16 protein-coding genes and 1 riboswitch are annotated in these 20,308 nt (G+C 37.5%); of the genes, 11 read left to right on the forward strand and 5 right to left on the reverse strand.

The genetic code is table 11. From position 1 onward, the window contains the following. Both hemA and gloB read right to left on the reverse strand, forming a co-directional pair. The gene (gene hemA / locus HNR69_RS01035) at positions 1-1,302 is read right to left on the reverse strand and encodes a glutamyl-tRNA reductase (protein ID WP_075293825.1); all 1,302 of its coding nucleotides are present in this window, start codon (positions 1,300-1,302) and stop codon (positions 1-3) included. Positions 1,303-1,412: 110 nt separating this feature from the next. After that, the gene (gene gloB, locus HNR69_RS01040) at positions 1,413-2,114 is read right to left on the reverse strand and encodes a hydroxyacylglutathione hydrolase (protein ID WP_075293824.1); all 702 of its coding nucleotides are present in this window, start codon (positions 2,112-2,114) and stop codon (positions 1,413-1,415) included. A gap of 33 nt (positions 2,115-2,147) precedes the next feature. Here gloB and HNR69_RS01045 point away from each other — a divergent pair, with 33 nt between their 5' ends. From HNR69_RS01045 to torA, 3 genes are all read left to right on the forward strand, one after another. After that, positions 2,148-2,873 (forward strand): class I SAM-dependent methyltransferase, encoded by a 726-nt coding sequence (locus HNR69_RS01045; RefSeq protein ID WP_011608961.1) that lies wholly within the window; start codon positions 2,148-2,150, stop codon positions 2,871-2,873. Positions 2,874-3,058: 185 nt separating this feature from the next. After that, a complete protein-coding gene (locus tag HNR69_RS01050; RefSeq protein WP_075293823.1) occupies positions 3,059-4,180 on the forward strand; it encodes a NapC/NirT family cytochrome c in 1,122 nt (373 codons plus the stop codon). A gap of 32 nt (positions 4,181-4,212) precedes the next feature. Then, positions 4,213-4,350: riboswitch (molybdenum cofactor riboswitch) on the forward strand. A 97-nt stretch (positions 4,351-4,447) separates the two neighbouring features. Then, positions 4,448-6,916 carry a trimethylamine-N-oxide reductase TorA gene (gene torA / locus HNR69_RS01055; RefSeq protein ID WP_075293822.1) on the forward strand — a complete coding sequence of 823 codons (2,469 nt, stop codon included), beginning with the start codon at positions 4,448-4,450 and terminating at the stop codon, positions 6,914-6,916. Positions 6,917-7,013: 97 nt separating this feature from the next. Here the strand turns inward: torA and HNR69_RS01060 are convergent, their stop codons facing one another. Beyond that, entirely contained in the window at positions 7,014-7,292 is a 279-nt protein-coding gene (locus tag HNR69_RS01060; RefSeq protein WP_011608958.1) for a YcgL domain-containing protein, read from the reverse strand. A gap of 112 nt (positions 7,293-7,404) precedes the next feature. Beyond that, complete coding sequence (gene yfbV, locus HNR69_RS01065; RefSeq protein ID WP_075293821.1) at positions 7,405-7,839, reverse strand: terminus macrodomain insulation protein YfbV; 435 nt, start codon at positions 7,837-7,839, stop codon at positions 7,405-7,407. A gap of 230 nt (positions 7,840-8,069) precedes the next feature. Between yfbV and HNR69_RS01070 the strand changes: the two genes are divergently transcribed. From HNR69_RS01070 to HNR69_RS01100, 7 genes are all read left to right on the forward strand, one after another. After that, positions 8,070-9,266 carry an acetate kinase gene (locus tag HNR69_RS01070; RefSeq protein ID WP_012340432.1) on the forward strand — a complete coding sequence of 399 codons (1,197 nt, stop codon included), beginning with the start codon at positions 8,070-8,072 and terminating at the stop codon, positions 9,264-9,266. A 66-nt stretch (positions 9,267-9,332) separates the two neighbouring features. Then, on the forward strand, positions 9,333-11,471 hold the full coding sequence (gene pta, locus HNR69_RS01075; RefSeq protein ID WP_136122224.1) for a phosphate acetyltransferase: 2,139 nt from the start codon (positions 9,333-9,335) through the stop codon (positions 11,469-11,471). Between the two features lie 184 nt (positions 11,472-11,655). Next, on the forward strand, positions 11,656-11,742 hold the full coding sequence (gene tnaC, locus HNR69_RS09730; protein ID WP_075290610.1) for a tryptophanase leader peptide: 87 nt from the start codon (positions 11,656-11,658) through the stop codon (positions 11,740-11,742). Positions 11,743-11,792: 50 nt separating this feature from the next. Continuing rightward, positions 11,793-13,208, forward strand: a complete 1,416-nt coding sequence (gene tnaA, locus HNR69_RS01085) for a tryptophanase (RefSeq protein WP_136122225.1) — start codon at positions 11,793-11,795, stop codon at positions 13,206-13,208. Between the two features lie 65 nt (positions 13,209-13,273). Next, positions 13,274-14,503: an aromatic amino acid transporter gene (locus HNR69_RS01090; RefSeq protein ID WP_075293818.1), complete on the forward strand. Its 1,230-nt coding sequence runs from the start codon at positions 13,274-13,276 to the stop codon at positions 14,501-14,503. Positions 14,504-14,867: 364 nt separating this feature from the next. Beyond that, the gene (locus HNR69_RS01095) at positions 14,868-15,854 is read left to right on the forward strand and encodes a beta/alpha barrel domain-containing protein (RefSeq protein ID WP_075293817.1); all 987 of its coding nucleotides are present in this window, start codon (positions 14,868-14,870) and stop codon (positions 15,852-15,854) included. A gap of 440 nt (positions 15,855-16,294) precedes the next feature. Beyond that, positions 16,295-17,392 carry a YadA-like family protein gene (locus HNR69_RS01100; protein ID WP_232451437.1) on the forward strand — a complete coding sequence of 366 codons (1,098 nt, stop codon included), beginning with the start codon at positions 16,295-16,297 and terminating at the stop codon, positions 17,390-17,392. A 106-nt stretch (positions 17,393-17,498) separates the two neighbouring features. Here HNR69_RS01100 and HNR69_RS01105 read toward each other — a convergent pair whose 3' ends face one another. Beyond that, entirely contained in the window at positions 17,499-18,812 is a 1,314-nt protein-coding gene (locus HNR69_RS01105; protein WP_075293816.1) for an NCS2 family permease, read from the reverse strand. A 181-nt stretch (positions 18,813-18,993) separates the two neighbouring features. Between HNR69_RS01105 and HNR69_RS01110 the strand changes: the two genes are divergently transcribed. Next, on the forward strand, positions 18,994-20,280 hold the full coding sequence (locus HNR69_RS01110) for an AmpG family muropeptide MFS transporter (RefSeq protein ID WP_075293815.1): 1,287 nt from the start codon (positions 18,994-18,996) through the stop codon (positions 20,278-20,280). The last annotated feature ends 28 nt before the right edge of the window (positions 20,281-20,308 follow it).

Consider the following 20,308-nt stretch of genomic DNA (forward strand, 5'->3'; position numbering starts at 1 on the left):
CTAGGACTTAACTGCATGAGAAAAAGCCTGTAAACCTTCTGTATTACCGGCTTTTACCATCGTTTGCATAGCTTGAGTAGGTTGATGGATCAGCTTCTTAGTCAGTTTGTGACTCAACTCTTGTAAAACTTGCTCTGTATTCTCACCATTTTGCAGAGCCTGCAAGGCTTTTTCGAGTAAATCTTGTCTAATTATCTCCGCACTTTCTCGATAATTGCGAATCAAATTAGAAAATTGATGTACTTTAAGCCATTCAAAGAAATCTGCACTTTCTTGCTGAATAATATGTTCAGCTTGTTGAGAAGCTTGTTCACGTTGGTTGATGTTATGTTGAATAATATTATGTAGATCATCTACAGTGTAATGATATACAGATTCAATTTCCCCCGCACTTTCCTCCACATCACGAGGAACCGCAATATCAACAATCAGCATTGGTTTGTAATGACGCATTTGCTGCGCCTGTTCAATCAAGTTTCGGGAGATTAAAACATGAGGACTGCCGGTAGAGGTAATAACAATATCTGCTCTCTTTAACCCTTCCGAAAGTCTGTCTAAACTAAAAATATCTATCTTTTGTGTTGTTTCCAGTTTTTCCACCAATTTTTCCGCACGAGATAACGTACGGTTAGCAATAGCTAAGCCGTTCACTCCATGACGCAATAAATGACGGCTGACTAATTCAATGGTTTCTCCGGCACCCACAAGCAAAATATTCAAATTGCGTAAGCTATCAAAAATTTGACGAGCTAAACTACAGGCTGCATAAGCAACCGATACCGCACTTTCTCCAATATGAGTTTTAGTACGAACTCGTTTTGCCGTAGCAAAAGTTTTTTGAAATAAGCGAGATAACTCAGTACTCATCATGCCAATATCAGAATGCAGTGAATAATACTCTTCACTCATTTGATAGGCCTGTTTTACTTGACCTAAAATTTGCGGCTCACCGAGAATCAAAGAATCTAAACCGGAAGCAACTCGCATTAAATGACGAGATGCTTGTAAATTCTGCTGACTATATAAACAACTTTTCAGTTCTTCTAAATCTACTTGATGGATATCTGCAAACCATTGAACACAACTATCTAACCAGACTTCATCATTTTGAGGTCCAACATTTTTATTATGTAAATACACTTCCGTTCGATTGCAAGTTGATAAAATCACCGCACATTCTGCCAGCTGAGTTTGTTTAATTTGCTTCAATGCCAACAAGTGCTTTTCTTCAGAAAAAGCAACTTTCTCTCGTAGTGCAACAGACGCAGTTTTATGATTAATACCGAGAACAAGAATGGTCATAAATAATTTATTGTTGGGAAATTCATGTAAAAAACGTCGCTATTCTAATAAATTGTCTCACATTGAGCAAATTCGATTGTCTATCAATACAATAGAATTGCCAATTTAGGTTAAAACATATCTTTTGCTTTACGCAACTCAATAAATTCCTCAAGGCCCTCAACTTGCAAAAATGGGTTAATTTGTTTTTCTAATGCTAATGTTGTCGGCAAACTGGGCTTATTTTCTGCTCTTAGTTTTTTTACTTTTTCAAGTTGCTTTTGAACCGCACTTTTATTTTTGCCTGTAGTTAAAGCAAACGCTAAATTGCCTAACGTATATTCATGAGCTGGGCAAACTATTGTTTCATCCGGCAAGGATTTGAGTAACTGTAAAGAAGTAAACATTTGCGAATAGTCTCCCGTAAAAACACGCCCGCAACCGGCAGAAAATAAAGTATCTCCACAAAATAAATGACCATCTACCAAAAAACTAAGATGCTGTGCCGTATGCCCGCCGGTCGGTAATACATCTATATGATATTCATCAATAATTAACCTTCCTGCATCAATGACTTGTGTCACCCCTTGATCGGCACATTCTGCCGGACCATAAATATGAACATGAGGATAAAACTGCTTAAATTCAGCCAAAGCACCAATATGATCCCTATGGTTATGTGTGATCAGCAAAGCTACAATCACTAAATTTTGTGCCTGTATAAATTGAGATAATGCAGCTATTTCCGGTATATCGATCACAATTACAGATAAATTCTCTCGTTTATACACCCAAATATAGTTATCATTAAGTGCAGGAATAGGAATTAACATCAAGCTCCTCCAAAGGGTATCAAGTTAGAAAATATGAAATTCAACATAAAATCAGTAAAAAATTATCGATTGCCGATGAGTTGGCAACATATCCAAAAAGGAACAATGTATTGTAGCCTAATCAACGAATTTTTTGCAGATTGGTTTCAAAAAGTCTTAGGCGATCAGTGGCTCATGATTGGCGGATTAAGTGCAGAATTAGAACTCAATTTACCTTTACGCCACAAAATAATCCTCATGCCGGAAATGACGAAAAATCCTACCGCACTTTTTCCGGCTAATCAAAACGTAACAGAAGAAATTAGTCTGATACAAGCTGATCCATTACAACTTCCTTTTGTACAACAATCTATTCACGCTTGTGTATTAGCCAATACATTAAACTTCACGCAACATTCCCATCAATTATTAGGTGAAATAGCCAGGGTTTTAGAAAATGACGGTTATCTCTTTATTTCCTTATTTAACCCTTATAGCCCATTGATTTTCAAACAAAATTTAAATCATAAAAATCAAACCGCACTTCCCTTTAAACAATATTTCACTTGGCGTATCCTTGATTGGATAAAATTATTAAATTTTGAAATACTCGATCAAGTCAATTTGAGTGAAAAAAAACAACAAGATTGCTTTTCTCCTTTAACCTTAATAGTGGCACAAAAAAGAACCTATCCTTTTCCTCTATATAAGATAAAAAATAAAATTGTACCATATCAATCCTTTCAATTTATGGGAGAAAATACTAAAAATGCCACCTAAAATTACGCATTTTATTTCACATATTCACTCTTAAATTTAAATATTGATCTACGTCAAGAGCGGTGCAAATAGCCGTTATTTTTCGTGTGTGCCTAGTGAATTACCAACATCATATCGTTACAATATAAGAGTATGATTTTTTTGTTGTAATTGATTTATTGAATTTTATTTTGGGGGAAAAGCGAATGGCAAAATCAAATAAAAAATGGCTGTTTAGTGGAATCGTTGGTATGTTATTAGGGGTGATTATTTTAGCGGGAGTACAGTATGCAATGAAAGCAACCAGCACCACTGAATTTTGCGTTTCTTGCCATTCAATGCAACAACCTCAAGCAGAATGGGAAGCCTCTATACATTTCTCTAACCGAAAAGGGATTCGTGCCGAATGTGCGGATTGCCATATCCCGCAAGATAACGTTTTCCATTATGTGAAAACAAAAGTCTTTGCAGTGAAAGATCTTTGGCATACTTATGTTACTGATAAATTGCCTGATGAAGAAGCATTTGAAAAGCATCGTTTAGAAATGGCGAAGTCCGTTTGGCAAGATTTAAAAGAATCAGATTCTGCCACTTGTCGCAGTTGTCATAGTTTCGAAGCAATGGAAATGTCTTCGCAAACATCGACAGCACAAAAAATGCACAAAACCGGCATCGAAACAAATCAAACTTGTATTGATTGCCATAAAGGTATTGCTCATTTTATGCCTGAAATAGAGGTTGATGATACAGCCGCATATGGTGAATTAACTAAACATGCAGGAGAATTTAAGCAAACCGATAAAATATTATATAGTTTGGCAATGAGTCCGGCACAGCTGGCACAAGGCGATGAAGTGCGGTTAATGCCGTTTGCAGAAGTGAATGATTGGAAATTGCAAGATGACAATATTATCGGCACAATTCACGGTTGGCAACAAGTAGGTGCGGAAACAATAGTCTATGCACAATTAGGGCAACGCATTATGTTGGCTTTAGGTGATGGAATTGAGAAAAATGTGAACGTGTTGCAAACTGTTCATGACAAAGTCACAGATTCTGAGTGGAAAGAGGTTACGTTTGAAATAAACGTGGCAAAAAATGTACTAACGTCTAATTTAGAGGCATTAAATCAGTTTGGAAATAATTTAAATCAAACTCATTGTAGTGGTTGTCATGCACCAATTGGGGCAGATCATTACACTGCAAATCAATGGATTGGTGTTGTAAATTCGATGAAAGATCGTACATCAATGACAGCAGATGACGTACGATCTGTAACAATCTATTTACAACGCAATGCCAAAGATTTTGGCGAAAAAAGCCATTAAGCTACACTTAAAGGAAACGCTGAAATTTTTGAAAAAACTGACGACTCCGAGCTTGTTGACCTAAGTTGCAAAATAAGGTTGCAAGCCTGTAACATTGTCAAATGTTGCACATGGTATAACTAGAAATGGTTGTGCCACTCCCTTTAGAAAGGTGTCGAAAATAAAACTTTCACAATGTGTTGGAGAAAGTGCGGTGTGTTTTCTAACCGTTTCGATGTCTTTTCTTTCACCAGTTCATTGTGAGCCTAGTAAATAACGAGGTTTAAAATGAAAACACAAAATAAAGTTAATACAAGTCGCCGTGATTTTTTAAAAAATTCATCATTAGGCGTGGCTGGCGTATCTCTAAGTGGCGGTGTTGTCGGAACATTAGCTTCGAAAGCTGTGGCGGCTGAACAACATACCGTTGTAACAGCTGCTCATTGGGGGGCTTTAGGTGTAGTTGTAGAAAATGGCAAGGTAGTTAAATCAGGATCTGCAATGCCAATTTCAGTCGAAAATGAATTACAAAGCGTAGTAGCTGACCAACTTTATAGTGAAACAAGGGTAAAATATCCAATGGTTCGTAAAGGATTTTTGGAGGGTAATAAAGATACCAGTTTGCGTGGACGTGATGAATGGGTTCGTGTTTCTTGGGATAAAGCCTTTGATTTAGTTGCAGGTGAAATGAAACGTGTTCGTGATGCTTATGGTGCAGGCAGTATTTTTGCCGGTTCTTATGGCTGGTATAGTTCAGGTGCATTACATGCCAGTCGTACCTTGTTACAGCGTTACATGAATGTTACCGGTGGATTTGTCGGAGTCAAAGGGGACTATTCAACAGGTGCGGCACAAGTAATTATGCCTCATGTATTAGGTACAATTGAAGTTTATGAACAACAAACCAGCTGGGAAACCGTTTTAGAAAGTTCAGATATTGTTGTGTTATGGGCGGCTAATCCTCTTACGACTTTGCGAATTGCATGGACTTCTACCGATCAACAAGGTATTGAATATTTCAAAAAATTGAAAGAAAGCGGTAAACGTATTATTTGTATCGATCCGGTTAGAAGTGAAAGCTGTGAATTCTTAAATGCAGAATGGTTACCTGTGCATACAGGCACCGATGTTCCTTTAATGTTGGGGATTGCACATACGTTGGTTACTACAGATAAACATGATAAGGCATTCTTGAAAAAATACACTACTGGCTATGATAAATTTGAACAATATTTATTAGGAAAAACTGACGGTCAACCGAAAGACGCAAATTGGGCAAGCAAAATTTGTGGGTTACCTGCAGATATCATCAAACAGTTAGCAGCTGATTTTTCGTCAAAACGTACTATGTTAATGGGCGGTTGGGGTATGCAACGTCAACGCCATGGTGAACAAACTCACTGGACATTAGTTACTTTAGCGGCGATGCTGGGACAAATTGGGTTACCTGGAGGCGGATTTGGTTTCAGTTATCATTATTCTAATGGTGGTGCACCTTCCGCAGTCGGTGGTATTATTGGTTCAATTACAGCTAATCCATCAGTACAAGCCGGAGAAAAAACATGGCTGGATGATACATCAAAATTCTCTTTCCCATTAGCACGTATTGCTGATGTATTGCTGAATCCTGGAAAAACAATTGATTATAATGGCTCTAAAGTGACCTATCCTGACATTAAGTTAATTTATTGGGCGGGTGGTAATCCTTTCGTTCATCACCAAGATACAAATACATTAGTGAAAGCATGGCAAAAACCTGAAACTGTTATTGTCAATGAAGTTAACTGGACACCGACTGCTCGCATGGCGGATATTGTATTACCAGCCACAACGAGCTATGAACGTAACGACTTAACTATGTCCGGTGATTATGCCATGATGAATATTTTTCCAATGAAACAAGTTGTCCCTCCACAATTTGAAGCGAAAAATGACTATGATATTTTTGCAGAATTAGCCAAACGTGCAGGAGTAGAAGACAAATTTACTGAAGGAAAAACGGAAATGGAATGGTTGCAAGATTTTTACAACGTGGCATTTAATGCAGCACGTAAAAATCGTGTACTTATGCCGAAATTTGAAAAATTCTGGCAAGAAAATAAACCTGTTAACTTTAAACCAACTGAAAAATCAAAAAAATGGGTACGTTACGAAGCATTCCGCAATGATCCTTTACTGAATCCACTTGGTACACCATCAGGAAAAATTGAAATTTACTCTGATGTTGTCGCAAAAATGAATTATGATGATTGTAAAGGTCATCCATATTGGTTTGTTCCTGAAGAATTTGCAGGTAATACAACGACGGAAGCCCCTTTAGCATTAGTTACACCACATCCTTACTATCGCTTACACAGTCAATTGGCTCACACATCATTACGGAAAAAATATGCAGTAAACGATCGTGAACCTGTGCTAATTCATAAAGAAGATGCAATGGCTCGTGGCATCATGGATGGTGATATTGTTCGTATTTTCAACAAAAGAGGACAAGTATTGGCAGGTGCGGTAGTTACTGAAGGAATTATTAAAGGTACGGTCGCATTACATGAGGGGGCTTGGTATGATCCGGCTGATTTAGGTCAATCAGAACAACCTTTATGTAAAAATGGTTGTGCCAACGTACTGACACGTGATGAAGGTACTTCAAAATTAGCACAAGGTAATTCCCCGAATACATGTATTGTTCAAGTGGAAAAATACACAGAAACTGCACCGAAAGTGACGGTATTTGACCAACCGAAACAGTCTGTGTAGCATAATTTATACATTTAAGGCGATCTATGATCGCCTTTATTTTTTCAAAAGTGTCAAAGTGCGGTAAAAATTTTAAAAAATCATATCATTGATTATGTCATTTATTGTGCTTAAGATACTGTCTTTCTTGTTCAAGTAAATTTTCTTGCTGTTTTGGCATCTGCAAATAAAATCCATTTTGTTTAATTTGTTGTTGCACATCTTCATTGTTAGCATTAATCAATGATTTTTGTCCTGCTAAATTAAATAACATCACAAAAATTGGCTTGCCGAATGACTCAAGTAAGGAAGATGGAACGGAATCAAAATGCCCCCGTTTTTCAATATAAAGATACATCCCTTCTTTTCTTTTAGTCTTGTAAATAGCACAAAGCATTTTCTTTCCTTATATAGTGAAAAAATAAGCTACTTGATAACCAAGTGCGGGGAAAATTTTACTATATTCAACCCATTAGATATATCACTTGCTGTTTAGCGATAAACTTCGCTCAAATACTCTGCCAAAACTCAGTATCTAATTTCTGTTCAGCCTTACGCAATAACTCTGCCAAATCCTGATACGTTGGTTGCTCAATAGAAACAAGATTAGTATTTTTTTGCTGTAACACCTCAACTATCTTATCAAACCATACCTTTGTTTGTGGAGGTAAAGGCAACTTTGAGCGTTTACCTAGCCAATATAGACCTTGTAATGGCAAGCTCAACGCAAACAAAGCGGTTAAAACTGCAATAGCTAAAGCAACCAAATCATGTTTTATATAAACTTGTTGCCAAACTAATGAAAATACTGCTAAAAACGGCATAAATTTTTGTGCAAATAATGTTACCTTAATAACTCGATTTTCAGGAAAAATAATACTCAGTTTAGGTATTGAAGGCCAAGTTTCCAAATAACGTTGACCTAATTTTAGTGTTTGATACATATTCGTTTAGAATTATTTATAAAAAAATCTATTATTTTTATCAAGAAAATTAAACGATGAGTTTGATACATTTTTTGATAAAAGTCGTATTTTTTGATTTTACCAATTTATTTTATTATCTGAAAAGTGTATTCTATGCAGGGCAAAGACTTTCATGTCAGTTCATTTACTTGGAATATTGTTGAGTAAATGAATTTATTTTTTAACTTAACTTTCAAAATAGGTCTCGTATGTCTCAAAAATTAGTCCTAATTCTTAACTGCGGTAGTTCATCTTTAAAATTTGCTATTCTTGATCCAGTTTCAGGTGCTGAAAAATTATCAGGTTTAGCCGAGGCCTTCTACCTACCGGATGCCCGAATTAAGTGGAAACTTAACGGTGAGAAAGGTAATGCAGATTTAGGTGCTGGTGCAGCACATAGTGAAGCATTAAACTTTATCGTTTCAACTATCTTAACTGAAGATCTTAAAAATTCAATCGCAGCCATTGGACACCGTGTTGTTCATGGAGGTGAAAAATATACCAAATCTGTTGTTATTACCGATGAAGTTATCCAAGGTATTAAAGATGCTGCTGAATTTGCTCCTCTTCATAACCCTGCACATTTGATCGGTATTGAAGAAGCATTTAAAGCATTTCCTCATTTAAAAGATAATAACGTAGCCGTATTTGATACAGCCTTCCATCAAACAATGCCAGAAGAAGCATTCTTATACGCTCTGCCATATTCTTTATACAAAGAACATGGCGTTCGTCGTTATGGTATGCATGGAACCAGCCACTATTTCGTGAGTCGTGAAGCTGCCAAACGTTTAAATATTGCTGAAGATAAAATAAACGTAATTACCTGTCATCTAGGCAACGGTGCCTCTGTTGCTGCAATTCGCCAAGGTAAATGTATTGATACTTCCATGGGCTTTACTCCACTGGAAGGCTTGGTGATGGGTACTCGTTCCGGTGATCTTGATCCAGCAATCATTTTTTACATGCACAATACGTTAGGCATGTCAGTAGCACAGATCGAGGAAACTTTAGTTAAAAAATCAGGTTTGTTAGGTTTAACAGAAGTCACGAGTGATTGCCGTTATTCTGAAGATAACTATGAAAAAGAAAGTGCTGCAAAACGTGCATTAGATGTATTCTGCTATCGTTTAGCAAAATATATCGGTTCATACATGGCTATTATTGGCGAAAACTTAGATGCGATTGTCTTTACCGGCGGTATTGGTGAAAACGCCGCCTTGGTTCGTCAAATTACTTTAAATCATTTAAAACTATTTGGTTATAAAATTGACGATGAGAAAAACTCAGCAGCTCGTTTTGGTAATGAAGGTGTTATTACAGCGGATAATACGCCAATCGCAATCGTTATTCCAACAAACGAAGAACTTGTAATTGCACAAGATACTGCTCGTTTAAGTTTCTAATTGTAATCTACAGGCTGCCGATAAATTCGGCAGTTTCTTTTTTAACAACATTATTTAAGGTTTATTATGTCTCGTACAATTATCCTTATTCCTATTAGCACCGGTGTTGGTTTAACCAGTGTAAGTTTAGGTTTAATCCACGCTCTTGAGCAAAAAGGGGCAAAAATCGGTTTCATGAAGCCAATTTCGCAACCAAGTACCGATGAAGATAAATTAGACCGCACTACTTCAATTGTGCGTACCAGTACAACACTTGAAACAGCCGAACCGTTTATGCTAAGTGTGGCTGAAAATCTAATCGGTCAAAATCAATCCGATGTGTTACTGGAAAAGATTGTTGAAAATCATCAACAACTAGCTAAAAATAATGAATTGATTATTGTTGAAGGCTTAGTTCCAACTCGCAAGCATGGCTATGCAAACAGTATCAACTACGAAATTGCAAAGGCGTTAGATGCTGAAATCGTATTAGTTGCAGCACCTGCAACAGAAACGCTGGCAGAGTTAAAAGAACGCATTGAAGCGGCAGCCTCTCAATTTGGCGGAAAAAATAATCCAAACTTACTTGGTGTCATAATTAATAAATTTAATGCACCAATTGATGAATCCGGACGTACTCGTCCAGACCTAAGTGAAATTTTTGATGCTTACCAACATAAACAAAATAACCTTAATGAGGTTTACAAGCTATTTGAAAAAAGCCCTATTAAAGTATTAGCTTGCGTTCCGTGGAATGCGGAGCTTATTGCAACTCGTGCTATTGATTTGGTCAATCATTTAGGTGCTTCTATTCTACATGAGGGCGATATTAAAACTCGTCGTATTCGTAGTATTACTTTCTGTGCTCGTTCATTACAAAATATGGTTGAGCATTTCAAAACAGGTAGTCTGTTAGTTACCTCCGCTGATCGTCCTGATGTCCTAACTGCCTCCGCACTTGCTGCGACTAACGGGATCGAGCTAGGTGGTATTTTACTCACAGGTGGTTACAAAATTGACAATCAAATTAAAAAACTATGCCAACCAGTATTTGAAAATACCGGCTTACCTATTTTTCGAATTGAAGGTAACACATGGCAAAGTGCATTGGCTCTACAAAGCTTCAACCTTGAAGTACCTGTTGATGATAAAGAACGCATCGAAAACATTAAACAATACACAAGCCAACAATTTAAATCTTCATTTATTGAAAATTTAGTTGCCGCCTCAACTCGTCCTCGTCGTTTATCTCCTCCTGCATTCCGTTTTCAATTAACTGAGTTAGCTCGTGCAGCCAAAAAACGAATAGTATTACCTGAGGGAGATGAACCTCGTACAGTTAAAGCTGCTAGTCTTTGTGCAGAACGTGGTATTGCAGAATGTATCTTATTAGCAAATCCTGATGATGTTAAACGTGTTGCTGATGCTCAAGGCGTTGTATTAGGAAAAGGTATTACAATAATTGATCCTGTCTCTGTACGTGAAAATTATGTAGACCGTTTAGTAGAATTACGTAAAGCCAAAGGTATGACTGAAACGTCTGCACGAGAGCAATTAGAAGATACCGTCGTATTAGGCACTATGATGCTTGAGGCTAACGAAGTCGATGGACTTGTTTCAGGTGCGATACATACAACAGCGAATACTATTCGTCCACCGATGCAAATCATTAAAACAGCACCTGGTAACTCAATTGTTTCTTCAATTTTCTTTATGTTATTACCTGACCAAGTACTTGTTTATGGCGACTGTGCAGTTAATCCGGATCCAACCGCAGAACAATTGGCAGAGATTGCAATTCAATCTGCTGATTCCGCAAAAGCATTCGGTATTGATCCAAAAGTGGCGATGATCTCTTACTCAACAGGCACGTCAGGTTCCGGTGCTGATGTTGAGAAAGTAAAAGAAGCAACTCGTATTGCCCAAGAAAAACGCTCGGATTTATTAATAGATGGCCCATTACAATATGATGCGGCAGTAATGGAAGATGTAGCAAAATCTAAAGCACCAAATTCTCCGGTTGCCGGTAAAGCGACAGTATTTGTCTTCCCAGATCTCAATACCGGAAATACAACCTATAAAGCAGTACAACGCTCAGCAGATTTAGTATCTATTGGTCCGATGTTACAAGGTATGCGTAAGCCGGTCAATGACCTATCTCGTGGAGCATTGGTTGATGATATTGTGTATACTATTGCATTAACTGCAATTCAAGCGACACAATAAAAATTTGCGGAAATAGACCGCACTTTCATAAAAATAAGACTCTATAAGTAGAGTCTTATTTTTTATCAAAATTTTTGACTTAGTTCACAAATTTAAAACATTCTATATGACAAAGTGCAATTGCTAAGTTACTATCTTCCTCGTCTGAGATAAATTACATTTCATTTCTAAAAAGGGATAAGCTATGGTAAATGTTTTATCACCAAATCAAGTTTGGATACTTGTAGATCCAAAGCTATCCCTGTATTTTCCCATAACTCCTCAATCCTAATAATATTTTTGTAATATACATTTTTTAATCAATTATTTGAGGATTTAATCATGGAAAATTTCGAACATTTACCAGAACCGTTCCGTATTCGTGTTATTGAACCTGTCAAACGTACAACTCGTGCCTATCGTGATGAATCTATCTTAAAAGCAGGCATGAATCTATTTTTATTAGACAGTGAAGATATTTTTATTGATCTATTAACTGATAGTGGTACAGGTGCCGTTACTCAAGATATGCAGGCTGCCATGCTAAGAGGTGATGAAGCTTATAGCGGAAGTCGCAGTTACTATGCTCTTGCCAATGCAGTGAAAGAAATCTTTGGTTATGAATACACAATTCCAACCCATCAAGGTCGTGGTGCAGAACAAATTTATATTCCTGTCTTGATCAAAAAACGTGAGCAAGAAAAAGGGTTGGATAGAAATAAAATGGTTGTTTTCTCTAACTATTTTTTTGACACTACTCAAGGTCATAGCCAATTAAATGGTGCAACTGTACGTAATGTCTATATAAAAGAAGCTTTTGACACAGATGTAGATCATGATTTCAAAGGTAATTTTGATTTAGAAAAACTGGAACAAGGTATTTTAGAAGTTGGAGCAAATAATGTTCCTTACATTGTATGTACTATTACCTGTAATTCTGCCGGTGGACAACCGGTATCTCTTGCCAATATGAAAGCCATGTACCAAATTGCACGTAAATATGATATTCCTGTGATTATGGATTCGGCTCGCTTCGCTGAAAATGCCTACTTTATTCAACAACGTGAAGCAGAATACAAAGATTGGACTATTGAACAAATTACTTACGAAAGCTATAAATATGCAGATGCCTTGGCTATGTCTGCAAAAAAAGATGCAATGGTACCTATGGGAGGACTACTCTGCTTCAAAGATAATTCAATGGAAGATGTTTACAACGAGTGTCGTACACTTTGTGTTGTACAAGAAGGTTTCCCTACCTATGGTGGTCTAGAAGGTGGTGCAATGGAACGCCTAGCTGTAGGTTTACGTGATGGTATGCGTCAAGATTGGTTAGCTTATCGTATTAGCCAAATTGAATACCTTGTACAAGGTTTAGAAAAGATCGGTGTTGTTTGTCAACAACCCGGTGGACATGCCGCCTTTGTGGATGCAGGCAAATTATTACCACATATCCCAGCAGAACAATTCCCAGCTCAGGCTCTTGCTTGTGAATTATATAAAGTAGCAGGTATTCGATCCGTAGAAATCGGTTCTCTCCTATTAGGACGAGATCCGAAAACAGGTCAACAATTACCTTGCCCGGCTGAATTGTTACGTTTAACTATTCCTCGTGCGACCTACACTCAAACACATATGGACTTCATCATTGAAGCATTCAAACAAGTGAAAGAGAATGCAAATAATATCAAAGGGTTAGATTTTACTTATGAACCTAAAGTACTGCGTCATTTCACCGCTCGATTAAAAGAGATTTAATTTTGGCACCGCACTTTTAACAAAAAGTGCGGTGTTTTTTTATAGTTTTCAAAAGGAGCTATATTATGCAAAAATCACCTTCTATTTTCGGTGGCGCTTGCATTATTGCGAGTGTCTGTGTCGGTGCCGGAATGTTAGGCTTACCTACATCTGGTGCGGGAGCTTGGACTATTTGGTCTGTCCTCACCATTGGATTTACGATGACTTGCATGACGTTATCCGGTTGGTTATTACTTGAGGCTTATAAACATTTTGATTTACGAGCTTCTTTTAATACAGTCACCAAAAGCCTATTAGGTAATACTGTCAACATCATCAACAATTTATCCGTTTATTTTGTTGGAGGTATTTTACTGTACGCTTATACTACAGCATCAGGTGGCATCCTAAGTGGATTAACAAGTGAAATGTTCAACATTGACTCTCGAGTTTGGTCAATTATCTTCGTTTTGATATTCTCTTTCTTTGTTTGGCATTCTACTCGCATTGTCGATCGCATTTCCGTTATATTAATTATTTTTATGGCAACCTCCTTTGTGCTTAGTGTATTTGGCTTAACTAAAAATATTGACTTAGCCATTTTATTTAATACAAATACCGGCTCAGATAATAACTATGTCATATACACAATGGGTTTATTACCCGTTGCATTAACATCTTTCGGTTATCACCACTCGGTTGCAACAATGCGTGCATACTATAAAAATGAATATAAAGCCAAATTAGCTATTTTAGGCGGAACAATAATTGCCCTTACACTCTATTTACTATGGGTCATTTCCATTTTTGGTAATCTGCCACGAAATCAATTTGCACCAATTATTGCCAGTGATGGCAATTTAGATGTGTTACTCAAAGCTTTGGGAAATGTAATTGAATCTGCATCGGTTAAACAAGCTATTAATGCTTTTTCCATTGCTGCAATTCTATCCTCTTTCATTGGTGTAGGTTTAGGTGTATTTGACTTCTTGGCTGACTTATTTAAATTTGATGACAACAAAATAGGGAGAACAAAATCTTGGGCAGTAACTTTCCTTCCTCCATTAATATTATCAGTTGCTTTCCCATTAGGTTTTTTGAAAGCTATCGGTTATGCAGGTGCGGTGGCAACAATTTGGGCTTGTATTATCCCTGCATTATTGGCTTACAAATCACGTCAATTACCTAATGGTAAACAAGGATTTATGGTTGCAGGCGGAAACGTCACTATTCTACTGGTTATTCTATTTGGTATTGTTACCGCACTTTTCCATTTTCTATCGATGTTTAACATATTACCCTCTTTCAAAGGATAAAATTTTGACTGAATTCTAATACCCTAAAATTTTTAGATAAAAATATAGCTAAATTAGCTTCTCATTTTTGCTGAAATAAGTTATATTACCGCCCCAGTTTAATAACGTGGTTTAGAAATCTTGTATAAATAAAAGATTGACTTTCTCAACCACGTTCAACACTCTTTCTATGGTAATGTTTTTTCTGCATCAGCAACATGTTAATATATATCCATAAATTTTCATTAAAAAACATCAAATCTTGTGATTTAGTTACCATTCTATTGAATTTGTTACATCTGAAAAGAATTAATCTTAACTTACCGGGACGCTATTTATAGCGTCCTTTTTTATTAACCATTATTTATTCATGGAGAAACTTAAAATGAAAAAACTTTACATCAGCCCTGCAATATTAAATGCTCCTTGCCCTTGGTGTTCTGAATTAGAAAACTTACGTGAACTTTACGCCTGTGAATATACAGGTGCGGTTACAACCCGCACTTCTATGCTTGAACCTTATCCACACGATTGGGCAAAAAACCAATATGTATTATTTGATTCAGCCTCACAACAAGCCGCCGGCGTCAATACAGCAAATGCTACTCTACAACAAACTACCAGCTTAAATACAATTGGACTTAGTCCCAATAATTTAGCGACTACCATTCGCTTTGTTCGTACTATCTCCGATGAATTAAAGACTATTTCCAACAAGCCTTTCATTATTTCCGTGTTTGGTTCACCTGAAGAAGTGGGAGAATGCTATGAGCAAATCGTGGCTCTGCAAACAGAAGTGAAGATGCCCTTAGCAATGGAAATCAATATTTCTTGCCCCAATATGCCCGGAGAAATTTCGCCTGCCTATGCCGCAGAAGAGTTATTACCTTATTTAAATGCGTTACAAACCACTTTAGCCAAGTTAAGTCTAGGGGAAGAGGCTTTACCGATTGGCATTAAAATTCCACCATTTACCTATCAAAACCAATATGATGAATTAATTAATGGACTATTAAAATCGCTAACAGAAAATAAAACACTACCGATTTCCTTTATTACTTCTACTAATACGCTTGGCTCTTCATTAGTGATGCAAGAGGGGAAATCCATATTAAATTCTGAAACAGGAACAGGTATTGGAGGACTGGCAGGAACAGCAATTCACGCATTATCATTAGGCAATGTCTATACTCTGCGTCAAATGCTGGATAAAGAACCAAAATTAAAAGACGTACAGATTATTGGTGTGGGCGGTGTTAATGACAAAGCCGGTTTTGAACGAATGAAAACCGCTGGAGCGGATTTCGTTGGGTTAGCCACCGCACTAGGAGTCAAAGGGATTCAGATTTTTGCAGAGATTTTGGAAGAATAACGCTTGCAAGTAAAGAAATTTGACGTATGTTAGATTAGTGATTTAAGATTATTGCTATGCTTTTTATCGATTATTCATTTTCAGGAAATCATCATAGCTTCTCGCTTTCTACATAACCCAAAATTTCCCAATCCAACCCGCACTTTTTGTTAAAAAGTGCGGGCTTTTTTTACTTTTTTACTTGTACTTCTCACTTTTTTGCTTCTTATCTTCATTTTTTACTTTTTTTATCTTTTTTCACATTTTTTTCATTTTTTTATTGACAGTCCCCCCCCCCCGCTTATAATCCACCGCCCTTTATGAAATAACCCTTAAAGGGTTTTTGTTGTACATAGGATTTTAAGATTTATACATCTTAGTGGTTTTTCATCATCAATCGTCTCATTTGTCGCTTTTTTCTCATGAGACATTATTTTTTTATTAGAGGATTTTTTTTCAAAATGAACATGAACAAAACTTTTTTCCCTTTATCTTTAACTGCGGTAATGATTTTTAGTGCGAATGTGGCTATGGCTCAGGCAGGTAAGAATTATTTTGCTTTTGAGGCGGATGGTACTACAGCTACTGGTACCGCCGATACTTATGAAGATAATATCGCCGTAGGAAAAGGTGCAAAAATCGAAAAAGTAGGTGGTAAGGCTAAAGCGGCTATCGCTGTTGGCTTTCAAGCCATAGCAACCGGCAATCAATCTATCGCTGCTGGTTACAAAGCAAAAACAACCGCTCAATCAGGAACGGCTGTAGGGGGAGAAACAGAGGCAGGCAATTATGCTTCTGCTTTTGGTCAAGGTGCTAAAGCAAAAAATTATCTCTCCACAGCGATTGGTTGGGGTACAAAATCACTAGCAGATCGTGCAGTAGCGGTTGGTTCTGGAGCTGAAGCTTCGGGCTTAAAATCTGTAAGTATTGGTAATACTGCCAAAGCATTAGCAGAACATGCTGTGGCAATAGGTAATGTAACTCATAATCACGGCAAAGAGTCTGTTGCTATAGGTTATAATAACACTATAGAAGCAAGCTCTAACAATACTGTTGCTGTAGGGAATAACATTAAAACCACCGCTACAAACTCCGTCTTCCTCGGTGATTCTTCTGCTTATGTAGAAAAAGGCGAGACAACAGGCGGTATCGGTAAAGTCGACGGTAATTACGCCGGTGTTGATGCGAAAGGTGTCGTTTCCGTGGGAAACAAAGGCAATGAACGTCGTATTCAAAATGTTGCTGCCGGTTTGCTTTCTCATCGCTCAACCGATGCGGTAAACGGTAGCCAATTACACGCAACCAACCAACGTGTTGAAGAGGTCAACAAAGACGCAAAAGCCGGTATCGCCGCCGCTATGGCTTTCAAAGAAGTCCCTTTCGTCCCGGGAAAATGGTCTTACGCCGCCGGTGCCGCTCGTTATAGCAGCGAAAGTGCGGTCTCTTTAAACCTCGGTAGAACTTCCGCAAACGGAAAATATGCCATATCCGGCGGCATTTCTTCTGATAGTAGAGGCCGAGTTGGTTTCCGTGTCGGCATCAGCGGCGTATTTAACTAATTCATCATATAAAACTAAACCGGCGATAGCAGTGTTGTTATCGCCGGTTTTTTGTAGATACTTTCGAGAGCTGACTAAGCTTACCCACCTAACATTTTATATACAATTAAATTGCCCAACCGCCAATATAAAAAGCAACCAAAACAATGGCAATGATGACTGTACCTACATTAAGTTTTTTCCAATCACCACAAACTAAACGACCGATAACTAAAGTTGCAAAACCTAGCATAATTCCGGTTACAATATTTGCAGTTAGTACAATAAATACGCCACAAACCAGTCCGCTCATTGCTCCAACAAAATCGCTAAAATCAAGTTTGCTGACATTGCTTAACATTAATAATCCTACGTACATTAACGCAGGTGCAGTTGCATAGTTTGGCACCAAACTTGCTAATGGCTGGAAAAATAGCATTAATAAAAACAGTATACCGACAACAATCGCTGTCATACCTGTTTTACCCCCAGCAGCAGTTCCGGCGGCAGATTCAATATATACAGCGGCAGGTGCGGTACCAAGTGTCCCAGATAATAAGCTACTTACGGAATCCGCTGTTAATGCTTTGCCGCCATTGATAATTTGACCATCTTTATCTAATAAATTTGCTTGACCTGCAACTGCACGAATTGTCCCTGTTGCATCAAATACTGCGGTCATTACTAAGGCAAAAACAACAGGTAAAATTGCCGGTTGTAATGCTCCCATAATATCCAATTCTAAAAATAAGGATTGTTCACCAAAAGTCGGTAATCTGAAAATTTCGCCTTTAAACTGTACATTTTGATCCCAAATAAGCCCTGCGATCGTAATTGCGATCATAACCCATAAGATCCCACCTTTGACTTGCATTTTTTCCAAGCCAATAATTACAGCAAGTCCAACCAAAGACATCAGCACAGAGAAAGACGTAAAATCACCAAACTTAACTAATAAGCCATTTTGATTGGCTACAATAATACCCACATTCGTTGTAGCGATAAGTAGCAAAAATAAACCGATACCAATACCTGCACCATGTGCAATACTCGACGGAAGATTACGTAAAATCCAAGAGCGAATACCTGTTGCAGAAATTAAAGTAAAGACTATCCCCATAAGAAATACCGCACCTAATGCGACAGGAATACTCACACCTTGTCCCAACACTAAGCTAAATGCAGTAAAGGCGGTTAATGAAATAGCACAACCAATCGCCATCGGTGCATTTGCCCATAAGCCAATTAAAATTGAACCTAATCCTGCTACCAAACAAGTTGCTATAAACACACTTTCTGCCGGAAATCCCGCTGCACTCAGCATATTCGGTACAACAATTACTGAATAAACCATAGCCAAGAAGGTTGTTAATCCGGCAATAATTTCTTGACGTACGTTAGAACCACGTTTCGTCAACTCAAAAGTTTTTTCTAAAGACATAGCGTCCCCTATAGGCAAATTAAAATGAATAAAAAAAGTTCGCGTATTTTACCTGAAACTTTCAAATAGTAAACGTTTGCGTAAAAGATTTTATCTACTTGTTATGTGAATAAAAAAATCCTATCATGAACGTGAAAAAATCATCTATACTGTTGAAAAAATTTATACATACGGAAAAATTATGGAAAAATCTCACTCAATGCTACAACAAATCTTTAGTCGTAATATGCTTATTTGTGTGTTTACAGGCTTTAGCTCAGGATTACCTTTTTATATTATCATTTCCTTATTGCCACTTTGGCTACGTAAAGAACACGTAGATTTGGAAACCTTAGGTTATTTTACAGCTACAACGCTTCCTTTTACTTGGAAATTTCTATGGTCTCCTTTACTTGATCGTTTTATACCGCCCTTTTTAGGACGGCGTCGAGGTTGGTTACTCATTTCGCAAGTTTTACTGCTCATTTCACTCGCTTTCTTCGGTTTTTTACAACCAAGCTCCTCCTTTAATTTACAACTGATTGCAGGTATTGCAGTGCTGGTGTCTTTCTTTTCGGCAAGTCAGGATATTGTACTTGATGCTTATCGCCGAGAAATTCTCTCTGATCGTGAATTGGGCTTGGGTAATTCTATTCATGTAAATGCCTATCGTATTGCAGGGCTTGTTCCCGGCTCACTTTCTTTAATTCTGGCAGACTATTTACCTTGGAAAACGGTCTTTTTAATTACCGCACTCTTCATGCTTCCCGGTATTTTTATGACCTTATTTTTAAGTAAAGAACCTCAAATTCAGCTAAAAAATGACCGCACTTTAAAAGAAAATGTGATCGAACCGTTCAAAGAATTTTTTACACGCAAAGGCACGTCTTCCGCACTTGGTATTCTCGCTTTTATTTTTCTCTATAAAATTGGCGATAGTATGGCAACAGCCCTCATTTCGCCGTTTTATCTCGATATGGGTTATAACATGACCCAAATTGGCATAGTGGTCAAAAATTCTTCCTTGTGGCCGATGCTCATCGCCAGTATTATTGGTGGTGTCATCATGCTGAAAATCGGAATTAATCGTGCATTATGGCTTTTTGGTGTTGTACAAATTGTAACAATTTTAGGCTTTGCATGGTTGGCAAAATTAGGCCCATTTGAAGAAATAGATAATTTTGCTCTGATTTCCCTCAGTTTAGTAGTTGCCGCTGAATATATCGGCATCGGCTTAGGTACTTCTGCCTTTGTCGCCTTTATGGCACGTGAAACCAATCCGATTTATACCGCCACTCAATTGGCTTTATTTACCAGCTTTGCCGCCTTACCTCGAGTTACCTTCAATACACAAGCAGGCGTTTTAATCAACTACTTGGGATACTATGACTATTTTTGGTTTTGTTTCTGGTTAGCCATTCCCGGTATGCTTTGCCTATTCTGGGTTGCTCCTTGGAATTCAAAAGAAGATACACAACAATCAAGATGAAAGGTGACACTTTTTTTGTTAAAATTCT

The sequence above is a fragment of the Histophilus somni genome, assembly GCF_014202395.1.
Taxonomy (GTDB): domain Bacteria; phylum Pseudomonadota; class Gammaproteobacteria; order Enterobacterales; family Pasteurellaceae; genus Histophilus; species Histophilus somni.

Coding starts and splice junctions, on each gene's coding strand:
- HNR69_RS01095 (WP_075293817.1), top strand. CDS start 14,868: ATGAAAAAACTTTACATCAGCCCTGCAATATTAAATGCTCCTTGCCCT.
- tnaC (WP_075290610.1), top strand. CDS start 11,656: ATGGTAAATGTTTTATCACCAAATCAAGTTTGGATACTTGTAGATCCA.
- yfbV (WP_075293821.1), bottom strand. CDS start 7,839: ATGTATCAAACACTAAAATTAGGTCAACGTTATTTGGAAACTTGGCCT.
- torA (WP_075293822.1), top strand. CDS start 4,448: ATGAAAACACAAAATAAAGTTAATACAAGTCGCCGTGATTTTTTAAAA.
- pta (WP_136122224.1), top strand. CDS start 9,333: ATGTCTCGTACAATTATCCTTATTCCTATTAGCACCGGTGTTGGTTTA.
- HNR69_RS01090 (WP_075293818.1), top strand. CDS start 13,274: ATGCAAAAATCACCTTCTATTTTCGGTGGCGCTTGCATTATTGCGAGT.
- hemA (WP_075293825.1), bottom strand. CDS start 1,302: ATGACCATTCTTGTTCTCGGTATTAATCATAAAACTGCGTCTGTTGCA.
- HNR69_RS01060 (WP_011608958.1), bottom strand. CDS start 7,292: ATGCTTTGTGCTATTTACAAGACTAAAAGAAAAGAAGGGATGTATCTT.
- tnaA (WP_136122225.1), top strand. CDS start 11,793: ATGGAAAATTTCGAACATTTACCAGAACCGTTCCGTATTCGTGTTATT.
- gloB (WP_075293824.1), bottom strand. CDS start 2,114: ATGTTAATTCCTATTCCTGCACTTAATGATAACTATATTTGGGTGTAT.
- HNR69_RS01050 (WP_075293823.1), top strand. CDS start 3,059: ATGGCAAAATCAAATAAAAAATGGCTGTTTAGTGGAATCGTTGGTATG.
- HNR69_RS01105 (WP_075293816.1), bottom strand. CDS start 18,812: ATGTCTTTAGAAAAAACTTTTGAGTTGACGAAACGTGGTTCTAACGTA.
- HNR69_RS01110 (WP_075293815.1), top strand. CDS start 18,994: ATGGAAAAATCTCACTCAATGCTACAACAAATCTTTAGTCGTAATATG.
- HNR69_RS01045 (WP_011608961.1), top strand. CDS start 2,148: ATGAAATTCAACATAAAATCAGTAAAAAATTATCGATTGCCGATGAGT.
- HNR69_RS01100 (WP_232451437.1), top strand. CDS start 16,295: ATGAACATGAACAAAACTTTTTTCCCTTTATCTTTAACTGCGGTAATG.
- HNR69_RS01070 (WP_012340432.1), top strand. CDS start 8,070: ATGTCTCAAAAATTAGTCCTAATTCTTAACTGCGGTAGTTCATCTTTA.